Origin of the sequence: Salicibibacter kimchii (genome assembly GCF_003336365.1) — a bacterium.
GTDB lineage: Bacteria > Bacillota > Bacilli > Bacillales > Marinococcaceae > Salicibibacter > Salicibibacter kimchii.
Genome location: NZ_CP031092.1, coordinates 2,242,893 through 2,256,405, shown reverse-complemented (window position 1 = coordinate 2,256,405; position 13,513 = coordinate 2,242,893). Strand labels below are relative to the sequence as shown.

Genomic DNA, 13,513 nt, shown 5'->3' with positions numbered 1-13,513 from the left:
TTTTCATTCCTTTATCCCTGTCAGTGGGGGGAAGAAGCCCCCGCTGATGGAAGTTTTCCTTTATTATAACAAGAATTTAGTGAGACAGCATACGGCTGTTGATCTTGCTCCCGCGTAATCGTTCAATATACCAAGCATAGGTTGGATCCTCAACTTCCAATTCTACCATTTTTCGTTCACAGGAGAGACAAATCCACATGGAAAGTAAATAGAATCCTTTCTCGCTCTCCTGATTACATATCCCGCAACTCTCCACTTCTGTTGCTCTCTTATACATTCCGTTTCCCCCTACACCTTATCATTTTCTTTTTAGTGTTTCCTATTTTTATAGATGTTATACAATATAGAGGCCGAATGAAATGGAGCTTAGCACTATCTTATGGGGCAAACGCCCAAATCGTGCCTGACCATTTAAAAAACCGAGCAGCGTCGGCTTTGTTATAAGTCGAGACATGCTTGAGGCGGGCCGGTGAAAACGGATCGGTGCAGTGTTTTATAATCGGGAGGAGCGTCAAAACAGAGTAGTGGGCAACGTTAAAAACAGATCGTTGGACGACATAAAACGTTCAAACACCGGCACGAGCACCGCAAACAGAATGGATTCTGTCATTTTAAACGCTTATTCTGTCACTTTTATTGTGGAATCTGTCACTTTCCGGTGGTATTCTGTCACCTTTGCCGTGTAATCTGTCATTTTAGCAAAAAACACCCACCTACCCCTGAATTTGGTTCCATATGAGGAAAATATCAATCATAGGTACCATGAACCGCTTATGTAAATCGAACACCATTAAAAAAACCGACCCGGAAGATCTCCGAAGTCGGTCGTTTCTCATCGCCAGGCGACGTCCTACGCTCACGGGGCGTTGCCGCCCGATTACCATCGGCGCTGAAGAGCTTAACTTCCGTGTTCGGCATGGGAACGGGTGGGGCCTCTTCGCTATCGCCACCTGACTGGGGGAGACATTCTCCCAAAACTGAATAACGCTTTCGTTTGACCACTACCGGGGGACCCATGTGTGGATAAACCGTTTGACCGATTAGTATCTGTCAGCTCCACGTGTCGCCACGCTTCCACACCAGACCTATCTACCTTATCGTCTTTAAGGGGTCTCGCGGGAAATCTCATCTTGAGGTCGGCTTCGTGCTTAGATGCTTTCAGCACTTATCCGATCCACACGTAGCTACCCAGCCATGCTCCTGGCGGAACAACTGGTACACCAGCGGTGTGTCCATCCCGGTCCTCTCGTACTAAGGACAGCTCCTCTCAAATTTCCTGCGCCCGCGACGGATAGGGACCGAACTGTCTCACGACGTTCTGAACCCAGCTCGCGTACCGCTTTAATGGGCGAACAGCCCAACCCTTGGGACCGACTTCAGCCCCAGGATGCGATGAGCCGACATCGAGGTGCCAAACCTCCCCGTCGATGTGGACTCTTGGGGGAGATTAGCCTGTTATCCCCAGGGTAGCTTTTATCCGTTGAGCGACGGCCCTTCCATGCGGTGCCGCCGGATCACTAAGCCCGACTTTCGTCCCTGCTCGACCTGTATGTCTCGCAGTCAAGCTCCCTTCTGCCTTTGCACGCTACGAATGATTTCCAACCATTCTGAGGGAACCTTGGGGCGCCTCCGTTACCTTTTAGGAGGCGACCGCCCCAGTCAAACTGCCCACCAGACACTGTCCCTGAACCGGGTCACGGCTCGAGGTTAGGATTTTCATATCGCAAGGGCAGTATCCCACCAGCGCCTCCTCCGAAGCTAGCGCTCCGGATTCCTTGGCTCCTGCCTATCCTGTACAAGCAATATCAAAACCCAATATCAAGCTACAGTAAAGCTCCATGGGGTCTTTCCGTCCAGTCGCGGGGGACCTGCATCTTCACAGGTCATATAATTTCACCGGGTCTCTCGTTGAGACAGTGCCCAAGTCGTTGCACCTTTCGTGCGGGTCGGAACTTACCCGACAAGGAATTTCGCTACCTTAGGACCGTTATAGTTACGGCCGCCGTTTACTGGGGCTTCAATTCGGACCTTCGCCCTTTTGGGGCTAAGCCCTCCTCTTAACCTTCCAGCACCGGGCAGGTGTCAGCCCCTATACTTCGTCTTTCGACTTCGCAGAGACCTGTGTTTTTGGTAAACAGTCGCTTGGGCCTTGTCACTGCGGCTCCCGCAGGCTTGCACCCGCAAGAGCACCCCTTCTCCCGAAGTTACGGGGTCATTTTGCCGAGTTCCTTAACGAGAGTTCTCCCGCGCGTCTTAGAATTCTCATCCCACCTACCTGTGTCGGTTTGCGGTACGGGCACCGATGACCTTCCTAGAGGCTTTTCTCGGCAGCGGAGGATCAGGGACTTCGGTACTCATTTTCCCTCGCGGTCACGCCTCAGCCTTCTCGTTGGGCGGATTTGCCTGCCCAACAGCCTCGGACGCTTCGACGCGCTTTTCCATAAGCGCGCTCTCCCTACCTTTCTGCGTCCCCCCTTCGGTCCAACAGCCATCGGTGGTACTGGAATTTCCACCAGTTATCCATCGCCTACGCCTTTCGGCCTCAGCTTAGGCCCCGACTAACCCTGAGCGGACGAGCCTTCCTCAGGAAACCTTAGGTTTTCGACGGAAGGGATTCTCACCCTTCTTTTCGCTACTCATACCGGCATTCTCACTTCTGTACGCTCCAGCCGTCCTCTCGGTCGACCTTCTCTGCCTACAGAACGCTCCCCTACCACCCGACACTACGTGTCGGGTCCACGGCTTCGGTGATGGGTTTAGCCCCGGTACATTTTCGGCGCAGCGTCACTCGACCAGTGAGCTATTACGCACTCTTTCAATGATGGCTGCTTCTAAGCCAACATCCTGGTTGTCTAAGCAACGCCACATCCTTTCCCACTTAACCCATACTTGGGGACCTTAGCCGGTGGTCCGGGTTGTTTCCCTCTTGACGACGGATCTTAGCACTCGCCGTCTGACTCCCGGAGAACAAGTCGCTGGCATTCGGAGTTTGACTGAACTCGGTAATCCTGTAGGGACCCCTCATCCAATCCGTGCTCTACCTCCAGGACTCTTTCCTCCGAGGCTAGCCCTAAAGCTATTTCGGGGAGAACCAGCTATCTCCGTGTTCGATTGGCATTTCACCCCTACCCACCCCTCATCCCCGTAATTTTCAACTTACGTGGGTTCGGGCCTCCAGTCGGTGTTACCCGACCTTCACCCTGGACATGGGTAGATCACACGGTTTCGGGTCGACGTCGACGTACTCACTCGCCCACTTCAGACTCGCTTTCGCTGCGGCTCCGTCTCTTCAACTTAACCTTGCACGTCATCGTCACTCGCCGGTTCATTCTACAAAAGGCACGCCATCACCCATGAACGGGCTCTGACCACCTGTAGGCACACGGTTTCAGGTTCTCTTTCACTCCCCTCCCGGGGTGCTTTTCACCTTTCCCTCACGGTACTGGTTCACTATCGGTCACTAGGGCGTATTTAGCCTTGGGAGATGGTCCTCCCGGATTCCGACGGGATTTCTCGTGTCCCGCCGTACTCAGGATCCACGCCGGAGAGGACAGTGTTTCGCGTACAGGGCTCTTACCTTCTGCGACGGACCGTTCCAAGTCGCTTCCGCTACACCGTCCCTTTATCACTCCATATGGCGTGTCCTACAACCCCAAGCGGCAAGCCGCTTGGTTTGGGCTACCTTCCGTTTCGCTCGCCGCTACTCAGGAAATCGCGTTTGCTTTCTCTTCCTCCGGCTACTAAGATGTTTCAGTTCGCCGGGTTTGCCTTCATCTGCTTAATCTGTTGGGCAGATGATCTTCTCCCATGACGGAGAAGGGGTTCCCCCATTCGGACATCTCCGGATCCACGCATACTTACAGCTCCCCGAAGCATATCGGTGTTCGTCCCGTCCTTCATCGGCGCCTAGTGCCAAGGCATCCACCGTGCGCCCTTCCTTGTTTAACCACATTAGGAATGGGTCTTTCTAAGAAACGCTCGTTTCTTGTTGACACCCGGTGTGTGTCGTTTCAAACTTACTCGCGTTATTCAGTTTTCAAAGAACGTCTTGTTTGAGCAGTTGCCCGCTCAAAACTGAATGAAAGCCGAAGCGCTTACCTCCGGCCCTTCGCTTGGAAGGGCCGATAAGCTCCTTAGAAAGGAGGTGATCCATCCCCACCTTCCGGTAGGGATACCTTGTTACGACTTCACCCCAATCACCAGCCCCACCTTCGGCGGCTGCGTCCCATCAGGGTTCGCTCACCGACTTCGGGTGTTGCCGGCTCTCGTGGTGTGACGGGCGGTGTGTACAAGGCCCGGGAACGTATTCACCGCGGCATGCTGATCCGCGATTACTAGCGATTCCAGCTTCATGCAGGCGGGTTGCAGCCTGCAATCCGAACTGAGAACGGCTTTTGCGGGGATTCGCTCCACCTCGCGGCTTCGCTGCCCGTTGTACCGTCCATTGTAGCACGTGTGTCGCCCAGGCCATAAGGGGCATGATGATTTGACGTCATCCCCGCCTTCCTCCGGTTTGTCACCGGCAGTCAATGTCGAGTGCCCAACTTAATGCTGGCAACGACATTCAAGGGTTGCGCTCGTTACGGGACTTAACCCAACATCTCACGACACGAGCTGACGACAACCATGCACCACCTGTCACTCTGCCCCAAAGGGGAAACCTTGTCTCCAAGGCGATCAGAGGATGTCAAGGCCTGGTAAGGTCCTTCGCGTTGCTTCGAATTAAACCACATGCTCCACCGCTTGTGCGGGCCCCCGTCAATTCCTTTGAGTTTCAACCTTGCGGTCGTACTCCCCAGGCGGAGTGCTTATTGCGTTTGCTTCGGCACTACGGGTATCGAAACCCCTAACACCTAGCACTCATCGTTTACGGCGTGGACTACCAAGGTATCTAATCTTGTTCGCTCCCCACGCTTTCGCACCTCAGCGTCAGTCACAGACCAGAGAGTCGCCTTCGCCACTGGTGTTCCTCCACATCTCTACGCATTTCACCGCTACACGTGGAATTCCACTCTCCTCTTCTGTACTCAAGTGCGACAGTTTCCAATGCCATTCCGGCGTTGAGCGCCGGCCTTTCACATCAGACTTGCCGTACCGCCTGCGTGCCCTTTACGCCCAATAATTCCGGACAACGCTTGCCCCCTACGTATTACCGCGGCTGCTGGCACGTAGTTAGCCGGGGCTTTCTGGTGAGGTACCGGCAAACTCCCGGCATTTCCTCCAAGAGCTGTTCTTCCCTCACAACAGAGCTTTACGATCCGAAAACCTTCCTCACTCACGCGGCGTTGCACCGTCAGGCTTGCGCCCATTGCGGATGATTCCCTACTGCTGCCTCCCGCAGGAGTCTGGGCCGTGTCTCAGTCCCAGTGTGGCCGATCACCCTCTCAGGTCGGCAACGCATCGTCGCCTTGGTAGGCTTTGATCCCACCAACAAGCTAATGCGCCGCGGGCCCCTCTTCGAGCGACGGCCATCGACCGTCTTTCTCCCCTCTCGCAGGCGCGAAAGAGGACGTATGCGGTATTAGCACCGGTTTCCCGGTGTTATCCCGCACTCCAAGGCAGGTTGCCCACGTGTTACTCACCCGTCCGCCGCTGGCCTTCCGGAGGTGCAAGCACCTCCGGAGGCCCGCTCGACTTGCATGTATTAGGCACGCCGCCAGCGTTCGTCCTGAGCCAGGATCAAACTCTCCATAAAAAGTTCCGCTTCGCACACGGGGGTGCGCGTCGCGCTGACTCTTGCTTTAATATATTCGTTCGCTTGGCTTTCATTCAGTTTTCAAAGGGCAAATGATGATGTCGCTGTTTAAAGCGACCCATTTATTATAGCAAATGCCAACTGCTTCGTCAATAGGCATTTTTTAATCGCCTTGGCGTTTTTGCTTCGCCGTTTAAAGCGACTTTATTAATATATCATCGCAGCTTTTTAATGTCAACAAGAGTTTTTAATTGCTTTATTTCGTAAGCCTTATCGCGATGACTGTTGAAAATACTATCACTTCATATAGAGTAGTGTCAACAAGCTGTATCCTTTTGTGTACCACTTCATTTTCTCCATTATTATATGAAAAAAAGACGGCGGAGCACCGTCTACATTGTTCCGGGCAGTACAAGGAAATGGACGGCAAACAACATGAGGACGCCGGGAACCCCTAAAATTCCGGTAACCGCGGAAGTGAAGAGGTTAATCGGCAAATGCAATCCCATAAAGTTGCCGAATACGTTAATTAAAAACAGCGCAAGGGCACCTATCATCACCCGAACAACACCATTCCCCACCCATTTAAACGACTTCAAAGGAACGCCAAGAAACATCAATATAAAAATACCAAGGCCAATCGCTGCCACAATGAGAACCGGATCCACACCTATCACCCCTCCACGGATGCCCTCGTCCATCTTTTCCGTTTAACGAGCAACATCCTGCATTGGATCAAAAACCTTCTAATTGATCCATATGCTTGGACACGAAAAGACTTGCCAAAAACTTGGCAAGTCTTTTATTCTTTCGTGCGTTTTTTTAACTGGCGAGCTTCCCGCAATAAAAAACGATACTTCGCCTCTTCCATTTTCGATTGGATCCATACATCCTCACTCGGGTCGATGCTTCTTTCCAATAAACGTTTCTGGCGGGAACACTTTTGTTTTTGGCGGTTAATAAGATCATAAAGACAGGCTTCTGCTCTTTTTCTTATTTTTTGTTTTTTTGCCATCTTACAGGTCACGCCTTCCTTCCACTGCACGGGAAAGCGTGACTTCGTCAGCATACTCCAAATCCCCGCCGACCGGAAGCCCATGGGCGAGGCGTGTGACACGTATGCCCGTCGGCTTGATCATCCGGGAGAGGTACATAGCCGTGGCTTCCCCTTCAATGGAAGGGTTTGAAGCGAGCATCACTTCCTGGACGGTATCATCTTGCAACCGTTTGATTAACTCCGGGATATGAATATCTTCGGGGCCAACCCCATCCATCGGAGAAATGGCACCGTGCAACACATGATACAGTCCGTTGTATTCCTGCATTTTCTCCATCGCCATGACATCCTTGGAATCTTCGACGACACAAATGACGGAACGATCACGATGGCTATCGTCACAGATCACGCACGGATCTTGATCCGTGATATAATAACAAGAAGAACAATGCGTCAAATCGCGTTTCGCATTAACGAGGGCTTTTGCGAAATCAAGCACATCGTCCTCCTTCATATTGAGTACGTAAAAAGCGAGACGGCTCGCGGTTTTCGGGCCAATACCCGGCAATTTCATGAAGCCGTCGATCAGTTTTGATATCGGAGCAGGATATTGCACGCGTCAATCCTCCTAAAACATTCCAGGTGGTAGGTTCATCCCTTTCGTGAACTTGCCCATGTCTTGTTCCACAAGCTCGTCCACCTTGCCCATCACTTCGTTCGTTGCAGCTAAAACCAAGTCTTGAAGCATATCAACATCTTCAGGATCGACGACCTCTTCATCGATTTCAACATCCACGATGCGTTTATCGCCTGAGGCAACGATTTTCACCGCGCCGCCGCCCGCGGTTGCTTCTACGGTTTTCTCTTTCAGTTCCTCTTGTGCTTGTTGCATTTGTTTTTGCATCTTCTGCATTTGCTTCATCATGTTGCCCATGTTTTTCATTTGTCTTCCTCCTCTGTATTTGAATCGTCCACGACTTCAACCAACTCAGGTCCGACGAGTTTCTTCGCCTCCGCGATCAAGGGGTCCTCTTCGCTTGCTTCATTCGACGTTTCCTTCGCTGCCGCTTGCTGATGTTTGCCTCGATACGCTTCCTTTAGTTGATCCCAATCTTGCTTGAGAAGCGTCAAGATGTAATAGCTATGGTCATTATTAGACGCGATGGCGTGCTCTGTCAATGCTTTAAATTTATCGGCAATCATGCCGCGGTGCATTTCATTGCGAAATACGAGAAGGACCGCGTCCGTCGTCGCTGCTACCGGTTGTGCGTCATTTAACCACGCGTGCGCGGGCACGCTTTCTTTTTTGAGCGTTTGCAACGTTTCCGTCCACCGTGATTCAATTTTCATCCGCTCTTCCTTCGAAGCTTGCTCAAGCAAATGCTGGGCTTGTCTCACTCCGGAGCCATTTGAGGAAGTTGAAGGTCTCGGTTTTTCTCGCGGGGCGGCTTGACGGGGGACGTCTCCGTCCCGGGGCGGAGCATGTGCTTCCCCTTTTTCTTGCCCTTCTTCCAAGGTACGGATTTTTGCTTCAAGCTGTTGTACTTTTTCCACTAACTGTTGCACCTGTTGGTTGTCTGCCGAAGCATTTTCCTGCGGCTGCGATGCTGCATCTCCCTGGCAAATATGAATAAAAGCCATTTCCAGAAAAATTTTCGGATGGGACGATCCTTTCATTTCCCGTAATTCATCATGAAGGGTATCAATCGTTTGATATGCCCAATCCGGTTCTATTTTATCCGCAAGCGAACGAAACGTATCATCGACCTGTACACGATCCAGAAGCTCTTCCAAACCAGGGGCCGTCTGAAAAAGCAATAAATCACGCAAATAATGGATAACATCCTCCATAAAACGCAATGGATCTTTGCCTTCTCGTATCAACGTATCTGCTGATTTCACAGCCTCTTTGGCATCCCGTTCGATTAATGCAGCTATCGCGGAAGCGAGAAACGATTGGGAAACGGCACCTGTGATCGCTTGGACGTCGGAAGCCGTGACTTTCGTTTCTGCAAATGAAATCGCCTGATCAAGCAGGCTCAACGCATCCCGCATTCCACCTTCGGCCGCTCGAGAGATAAAATGAAGGGCGTCCTCCTCTACCTCGATCTCTCCCTCTGCGACAACCTCCTGCATTCGCGCCACAAGAGTATCCCCGCTGATCCGTTTAAAATCAAAGCGTTGGCAACGGGAAACGATCGTGAGCGGGATTTTATGAGCCTCTGTCGTGGCCAACATAAAGACAACATGGGCGGGAGGTTCTTCCAATGTTTTTAACAAGGCGTTAAAAGCGCCGGTCGAGAGCATGTGTACTTCATCGATGATGTACACTTTATAACGTACGTCACGTGGCGCGGCAATGACGTTATCGCGTATGTAACGAATTTCGTCAACCCCGTTGTTGGAGGCCGCATCAATTTCGATCACATCAACGACAGATCCTGTCTGTATACCTTGGCATGCCTCACATTCATTGCATGGCTCGGCAACCGGGGCATGCACACAATTCACGGCCTTCGCAACAATCTTGGCAGCACTCGTCTTCCCCGTACCTCGGGGACCACTGAATAAATAGGCATGGGCAAATTTTTGCTGGCGAAGCGCATTTTGCAGTGTTTGCGTAATATGGTTTTGACCGGCAACATCCTCCAGACGCTGCGGGCGCCAGACACGGTAAAGCGCTTGATAACTCAACAAAAGCCCTCCTTGTTTTATTCACTAAATCCAACGATCTCCGGTAGCGCCTCGGGTGTATAATAAAAGCTACAATCACTTCTTTTATTATACGTTTTTCATGCCTTTTTTTCAAAATGGATGGCTAAACCTATTTAAGCGTTTTTCGATATTTCTAATCAGGTAATCCGTTTTGGTTAAGCCTTTTATATTTGATTCATTTGAGTCGTCACCGTTTCTTCAGTTTAGCATAGTCATCCCCGGGTCTAATGGATTGAACGTACATTTTGGATAGATAATACAGTGTGCACCTGAGCATGTTCCCTTGATTTTGCAGCTGAACCTCTACATCAATCTGCATCTTGCCAATGGTTTCAGCGCGCACATCCAGCCGTCCAGTCTTATCCTCGATATCCATCTAATATTTTTCTCTAAACGCTTCACGTTGTATCGAGAACAGATTTTACCCACTCGACATCCAAGTCCATCAGCTCAGAAATGTCCTCGGGTTTGTGACCCTTTCGATGTAAATGATTAACTGTGGCAATCTTTTCTGCTTCCCTGCCTTCCGCGATTAAGGTATTTCGCTCTAAAAGTGACTCCACACGATTTTCGTAGCGTTTTTGTTGAAGCCAAAATTCCTCTATACTGTCTTTTTTCCAATCATCATCAATAAAACCGCCCACTTTAATTACTTCGAGATGAATTTCATTAATGCTGTCTACATTTTCACCTGTTAATTTATCGATTGCCTCCGGTGTGAATCCGTCCTTGAGCATATATTTTATTAACGCAACAGTATTTATTTTTCTACTTCCCTGATTCATATCCGATCCGCCGCACTATTCAGAAGACCACTATCCATTGCGATCATCCTTCTCAAAGCTTTCTGATAACTTTGTAATCCAATCCTCATCCAGCTCAGTTATTCGGGCAATTTCCTCTGGTTTAAAGCCCTGCTTTAACATGCTCAATACTATGGCGGTTTGGGTTGTTTCCTCGCCTTCCTTTTTACCTTCTTTCTTGCCTTCTTCCCTGCCTTCTTCTCTGCCTTCCACGATTAAGGTATTTCGCTCAAGCATGGATTCCTTCCGAGCCTCATAAAGCCGACGGGTTTCGGCGTCACTACTAAGCCACTCCAATCTTTCTTCAGCTTTTCGAATAACGGGATCCATCTCAATTAACTCCTTTCGTTCATTTTCTTGTAAACTTTCATCGAGAAATAGTAACCAACGGTGAAGGGGATCTTCGAGCGATTTCTTCATCTTTTTAAATTTAGGGTACTCGACGAAATGTACCTCCAAAGCATCGGTTAAAAGCATAGCTTCTTCGTGATCTTCGTAGAAGTGAAAGGTACTATGAAACCGTTCGATAGCAAAAAGATTAAAGTCCAGGATGTTAATCGTCACGGTTTTCTTCAGTTTGGTGTAATCGTCGCCCTCGCTAATGGATTGCGCGTACATTTTGGCCAGATAATACAAGGTACGTTTTACCATATTTTTTTGATTTCTGAGCTGAACCTCTACATCAATCAACATAGCGCCTTTTGTTTCAGCACGCACATCCAGCCGTCCAGTCTTATCCTCGATATTTTCTTTCAGTAGCTCTTTATTCTCAATCACAGTTAAGTCAACAATCTGGTCGCTGCCTTCTAAACGCATAATTGCATTCAAAAGTGAAATCAGGCTTTCTTTCGTTTCTTGCTCGCCGAACAATCGTTTGAATATAAAATCATTTTTAGGTTTTAAGCGATCGTACGCCATTATTTTTCACTGCCCCGAGTTTCCTTACATTCATTTTACCATAAAACGTTGACGGCGACGGTGTTTGGCTGATAAATATGGTGTTTTGGCTGATAAAAGCGCTTATTCGGCTGATAAATCATCTTTTTTGGCTGATAAAAAAGAAACCCAGGCTCGCGCCTAGGGCTTTTCTCAAATATATGTATGCCGTGCACCTTCCTTCGATAAGCATATCATAAGCGGTACCTAAGCAGTTAGTTCCAACCAATCTGCCATCATAATAAAGAAGGTGGGTCCTGCACGATCCAGATTCTTGCAATACAAGTGCCTCTTCCTTTAAAAAATGATCGACTTTTGAATTATCTGAACACACAAACCCTTTTATCTCCCCTTCGAGTTCTCGAGAGAGAGGGATTATTTCAATTTCACTAGGATCAGCGTTCACCATATTCACCATGTCGCTCTTTCCGGATTTTTCGAAAGGCACTAATTTCAGATCTCAACTTTTTCATTTCGTCTTTATTAGCAGTATTTTTATCTTTCGACCAACGAATAAACTCTCTCATTTCTCTATCGGTAAGTTTGATGTCCATGGGTTTAGAATCCGTTAATTTAACCATATTTACTCCTCCACATTAACGGCAATCAGATACCTCCTAAGATATCTTATGCCCTTTATTAATTGAATTATACAACGATTTATTAAAAACCTCAATTCTTACTGGTCGGATCGTGCGCACATCTAGTCTGGCTGATAAAAAAAGAAACCCAGGCTCGCGCCTAGGGCTTTTCTCAAATATATGTATGCCGTGCACCTTCCTTCGATAAGCATATCATAAGCGGTACCTAAGCAGTTAGTTCGATCCAGGCACACTCGCGGCACACGGAAGGTCTCGCTTACTGCTGCTTCCTTCCGGACCTGACAGGGTTCACGAGTTTCCGTTGCGCGGAACCCGGACGTCAACACCACTTACAAAGGGCAGTCCTCACAATATGCAAACCTGGGGAAGGAATTCAGCCTCGCTCTAGCGGATTGCGAGCAGAGGGCACCGCTACCTCCCCACTTAGCACGGCATACTAAAATATAAACCATAGCGGATAAAAATCACGCGAGCGAAAAGAGTCTTTACGACGATTCGTCAATTCCTTTGATCCAATCAACGTCTAATCCTGTCATCGCTGCAACCTCATCTGGTTTATGCTGTTTTAGCAAGGTTTTAACCAGTTTCTCCATACCTATTTCCTCACCCTCGGCGATCAAGCTGTTGCGCTCCAGCACGGACTCTTCACGTGCTTCGTAGAGTTTGCGGGTTTCTGCATCACCGCTCAGCCATTCCAAACGTTCTTCGGCCTTTTGAATGTCAGGATCCATTTCGATCAGCTTCTTTCTTTCGTTTTCTTCCAGACTTTCATCGAGAAACAATAACCAGCGGTGCAAAGGATCGTCTAGTTTTTTCTCCATCATTTCAAATTTTGGGTACTCGATGAAATGAACCTCCATAGCATCGGTTAAAAGCATAGCTTCTTCGTGATCTTCGTAGAAGTGAAAGGTACTGTGAAATCGTTCGATAGCAAAAAGGTTAAAATCAAGAATGTTAATCGTCACGGTTTTCTTCAGCTTGGCATAGTTATCTCCGGAACCAATGGATTGAACGTACATTTTGGATAGATAATACAGTGTGCGCCTGATCATGTCCCCTTGATTTTGCAGCTGAATCTCTACATCAATCTGCATCTTGCCAATGGTTTCAGCGCGCACATCTAGTCGCCCTGTCTTGTCATCGAAATTCTCTTTAAGCAGTTCTTTGTTTTCAATAACCGTCAAGTCAACAATCTGATCGCTGCCTTCTAAGCGCATAATTGCATTCAGAAGTGAAATCAGGCTTTCTTTCGTTTCTTGCTCACCGAACAATCGTTTGAATATAAAATCATTTTTAGGTTTTAAGCGATCGTACGCCATTATTTTTCACCGCCCCGAGTTTCCTTACATTCATTTTACCATAAAAAGTTGACGGTGACGGTGTTTGGCTGATAAACGTGGTGTTTTGGCTGATAAAAAAAAGAAACCCAGGCGCACGCCTAAGGCTCCTCTCAAATATGTATGCCGTGCACCTTCCTTCGATAAGCATATCATAAGCGGTACCTAAGCAGTTAGCTCGATCCAGGCGCCTCCGCGGCACACGAAAGGTCTCGCTTACTGCTGCTTCCTTCCGGACCTGACAGGGTTCACGAGTTTCCGTTGCGCGGAACCCGGACGTCAACACCACTTACAAAGGGCAGTCCCTACAACATGCAAACCTAGGGAAGGAGTTCAGCCTCGCTCTAGCGGATTGCGAGCAGAGGGCACCGCTACCTCCCCGCTTAGCACGGCACGTTACAGTATAAATCATAGCGTTCCATAAATCA

At 49.0% G+C, this 13,513-nt stretch carries 11 protein-coding genes, 3 rRNA genes and 2 other RNA genes; all 16 read right to left on the bottom strand.

Annotated features, from left to right (window positions below):
• Positions 1-76 precede the first annotated feature (76 nt).
• Positions 77-277 (bottom strand): sigma factor G inhibitor Gin, encoded by a 201-nt coding sequence (locus tag DT065_RS11395; protein WP_114373458.1) that lies wholly within the window; start codon positions 275-277, stop codon positions 77-79.
• 560 nt (positions 278-837) lie between these two features.
• Positions 838-954 (bottom strand): 5S ribosomal RNA (gene rrf / locus DT065_RS11390).
• 65 nt (positions 955-1,019) lie between these two features.
• A 23S ribosomal RNA gene (locus tag DT065_RS11385) occupies positions 1,020-3,948 on the bottom strand.
• Positions 3,949-4,137: 189 nt separating this feature from the next.
• Positions 4,138-5,695, bottom strand: a 16S ribosomal RNA gene (locus tag DT065_RS11380).
• Together the 16S, 23S and 5S rRNA genes form the textbook arrangement of a ribosomal RNA operon.
• Before the next feature lie 392 nt (positions 5,696-6,087).
• Positions 6,088-6,363: a pro-sigmaK processing inhibitor BofA family protein gene (locus DT065_RS11375; protein ID WP_227002567.1), complete on the bottom strand. Its 276-nt coding sequence runs from the start codon at positions 6,361-6,363 to the stop codon at positions 6,088-6,090.
• A gap of 134 nt (positions 6,364-6,497) precedes the next feature.
• Positions 6,498-6,710, bottom strand: a complete 213-nt coding sequence (locus DT065_RS11370; RefSeq protein WP_160112526.1) for a YaaL family protein — start codon at positions 6,708-6,710, stop codon at positions 6,498-6,500.
• Between the two features lies 1 nt (position 6,711).
• Positions 6,712-7,308 carry a recombination mediator RecR gene (gene recR / locus DT065_RS11365; RefSeq protein WP_114373452.1) on the bottom strand — a complete coding sequence of 199 codons (597 nt, stop codon included), beginning with the start codon at positions 7,306-7,308 and terminating at the stop codon, positions 6,712-6,714.
• A gap of 12 nt (positions 7,309-7,320) precedes the next feature.
• The gene (locus DT065_RS11360) at positions 7,321-7,635 is read right to left on the bottom strand and encodes a YbaB/EbfC family nucleoid-associated protein (RefSeq protein ID WP_114373450.1); all 315 of its coding nucleotides are present in this window, start codon (positions 7,633-7,635) and stop codon (positions 7,321-7,323) included.
• Complete coding sequence (gene dnaX / locus DT065_RS11355; protein WP_114373449.1) at positions 7,632-9,386, bottom strand: DNA polymerase III subunit gamma/tau; 1,755 nt, start codon at positions 9,384-9,386, stop codon at positions 7,632-7,634. Before dnaX ends, DT065_RS11360 begins: the two co-directional genes overlap by 4 nt.
• Before the next feature lie 208 nt (positions 9,387-9,594).
• The gene (locus DT065_RS11350; protein WP_114373447.1) at positions 9,595-9,783 is read right to left on the bottom strand and encodes a PD-(D/E)XK nuclease family transposase; all 189 of its coding nucleotides are present in this window, start codon (positions 9,781-9,783) and stop codon (positions 9,595-9,597) included.
• A gap of 22 nt (positions 9,784-9,805) precedes the next feature.
• Positions 9,806-10,192: a hypothetical protein gene (locus DT065_RS11345; protein WP_160112525.1), complete on the bottom strand. Its 387-nt coding sequence runs from the start codon at positions 10,190-10,192 to the stop codon at positions 9,806-9,808.
• 30 nt (positions 10,193-10,222) lie between these two features.
• Positions 10,223-11,128: an Rpn family recombination-promoting nuclease/putative transposase gene (locus DT065_RS11340; protein WP_114373443.1), complete on the bottom strand. Its 906-nt coding sequence runs from the start codon at positions 11,126-11,128 to the stop codon at positions 10,223-10,225.
• 413 nt (positions 11,129-11,541) lie between these two features.
• Positions 11,542-11,727, bottom strand: a complete 186-nt coding sequence (locus tag DT065_RS11330; RefSeq protein WP_114373439.1) for a hypothetical protein — start codon at positions 11,725-11,727, stop codon at positions 11,542-11,544.
• Between the two features lie 187 nt (positions 11,728-11,914).
• Positions 11,915-12,180: signal recognition particle sRNA large type (gene ffs, locus DT065_RS11325), an RNA gene on the bottom strand.
• 53 nt (positions 12,181-12,233) lie between these two features.
• Complete coding sequence (locus tag DT065_RS11320; RefSeq protein ID WP_114373437.1) at positions 12,234-13,067, bottom strand: Rpn family recombination-promoting nuclease/putative transposase; 834 nt, start codon at positions 13,065-13,067, stop codon at positions 12,234-12,236.
• A 144-nt stretch (positions 13,068-13,211) separates the two neighbouring features.
• Positions 13,212-13,477: signal recognition particle sRNA large type (gene ffs, locus DT065_RS11315), an RNA gene on the bottom strand.
• Positions 13,478-13,513: the final 36 nt, after the last annotated feature.